Origin of the sequence: Micrococcus sp. APC 4021 (assembly GCF_030407635.1) — a bacterium.
In the GTDB taxonomy this organism is placed as follows: domain Bacteria; phylum Actinomycetota; class Actinomycetes; order Actinomycetales; family Micrococcaceae; genus Micrococcus; species Micrococcus luteus.
Genome location: NZ_JASDCZ010000197.1, coordinates 1 through 2,059, shown reverse-complemented (window position 1 = coordinate 2,059; position 2,059 = coordinate 1). Strand labels below are relative to the sequence as shown.

At 72.0% G+C, this 2,059-nt stretch carries 2 protein-coding genes; both read left to right on the top strand.

Translation table 11 applies throughout. The features are described from left to right. Window positions 1-411: 411 nt before the first annotated feature. On the top strand, window positions 412-1,137 hold the full coding sequence (locus QL983_RS11090) for an esterase (protein ID WP_041103593.1): 726 nt from the start codon (window positions 412-414) through the stop codon (window positions 1,135-1,137). 33 nt (window positions 1,138-1,170) lie between these two features. Then, window positions 1,171-2,058 (top strand): hypothetical protein, encoded by an 888-nt coding sequence (locus tag QL983_RS11085; protein WP_119217613.1) that lies wholly within the window; start codon window positions 1,171-1,173, stop codon window positions 2,056-2,058. Window position 2,059 lies beyond the last annotated feature (1 nt).

The window sequence follows — 2,059 nt, the reverse complement described above, 5'->3', positions numbered from 1 at the left end:
GCCTCATACCTCCTGCGGGAACGCCCCGCCGGCCTCGTTGGCCCCGGCCCGAGTCAACAACGTCATGCCCTCCTACAACTAGGGCGAGTGCAGGGAGTTTCTTTGCGCGCGGGGTGCGGCCGCTGAGGAGGTTCATGCGGGGAGTGTCGCATGGGGCCGCCGCACACCCGTGAACCGCCCACCCTTTACCCACCCTAAACGTCGGGAAATGACGTGTTCCGATCAGGCCAACGGCGGAGAGGGGAGGCGTAGATTCCGCGGAATCATGCGGTAGACGGGACCCCGTGCGTACCATCCAGGACCAGGCCCCGAGAATCCGCCGGTCGCGGGTTCGATCCCCGCAGGGCCCACCCGAGAGCGGCCCCTGACTAGGCGCGATGCCCGGTCGGGGGCCCTCCCTAGGATGGAGCCATGAGCCCCACGCCCCCACCAGTCACCGAGACGATCAGTTCCGGCCACAGCGTGGTGTGGTCGCGCCCGCCGGCGGAGCGCGCGGGCACGGACCTGGTGCTCGTGTTCCACGGCTACGGCTCCAACGAGGTCCGCGCGGCGCGCCGCCACTTCCCGATGCTCCCGGAGCGGTGCACCGGCCTGGCGGTGCGCGGCGGCTTCGAGATCGACGAGACGGCGTCCGAAGGCCCGGGCGACCCCGGCGCGCACGGCTGGTTCCTGCTCGACCTGCTGCTGCAGTCCGACTTCGCCCAGGTGCTCGCCGCCGCCCACCGCGTGTTCGACGTGCTCTCCGCCGAGGAGGTCGTGGCGGCCGGCTTCCGCACGGTCTCGGTGCTCGGCTTCTCCCAGGGCATGGCCATGGCGACGACGGTCCTGCGTCTGCGCCCCGAGGCGTTCACCTGCGGTGTGGGCCTGAGCGGCTTCGCCGTCGACAACGAGCTGCTGGCCATGCTCGACTCCCCGGCCGAGGGACCGGGCCCGCGCCCGTTCTTCTGGGGCCGGGACGCCGAGGATCCCGTGATCCATCCGGACGCCGTCGCCCACACCCGCGCGTGGGCCGAGGAGCACACCCGCCTGACCGTGCGCACCTACCCCGGGATCTTGCACGGGACCGGCCCCGACGAGGTCCGTGACGTGCGCATCTTCCTCGAGCACTCCCTGCGCGCGGCGACGCCCGGGTCCTGACCGCGGGGGTCGCGCGCCGATACTGTGGCGCGCATGGCAAAGAACTCGACGATCGGCCGGTACGCGTCCGGGAAGGTGAAGGACTTCGGGCTGAAGTCGGCACTCGATGAGAACGGCGAGCCCACGGAGGGCTTCGAGAAGGCCCTCTCCACGGTGTTGGCGGTCCAGCGCCCCCTGGTCCTGAAGAACATCCAGCGCATGGCGGCGAAGCACCCGGGGGAGAGCCCGGAGCGTCTCGCCGAGCGGCTCGGGCAGCAGTACCTGACCACCGTCACGGGGGCCGGTGCCGCCGTGGGCGGCACCGCGATCGTCCCGGGCATCGGCACCGTGGCCGCGCTCGGCCTGTCCGGTGTCGCGGTCGCCGGCTTCATGGAGGCCACCGCCCTCTACGCGCAGTCCCTCGCCGAGCTGCACGGCATCACCACGCAGGACCCGCAGCGCGCCCAGGCCCTCGTCATGGGCCTCATGCTCGGCGACGACGCCAAGGAGCTGCTCCGCGAGGCCGCCGCCAAGGCCGGCCGTCCCTACGACCCGCAGTCCAGCCTCAACGCGCTCGCGGGCACCGCATCGGGCACCGGCATCAGCGCGTTCGTGGTGGATCGCCTCAAGAGGACGTTCATGCGCAAGATGCTCCTGCGGCAGGGTGCCGGCTTCGTGGGCCGCGCCGTGCCGTTCGGCGTGGGCGCCGTGATCGGCGGCGTGGGCAACCGCGCCATGGGCAAGGCCGTGATGGAGAACGCCGCGGAGCTCTTCGGCCCCCTGCCGATGGTGATCCCCGGCGAGATCCGCGAGGGCGCCGCACAGGGGCGCGCCGATGGCACCAAGGACGACGGCGGCGTCTTCGGTGCGATCCGTCGCGCCCTGCCCGGCGGCAAGGACGAGAAGGACGACAGGCAGAAGAAGGGCAAGCCCGCCGCCTGAC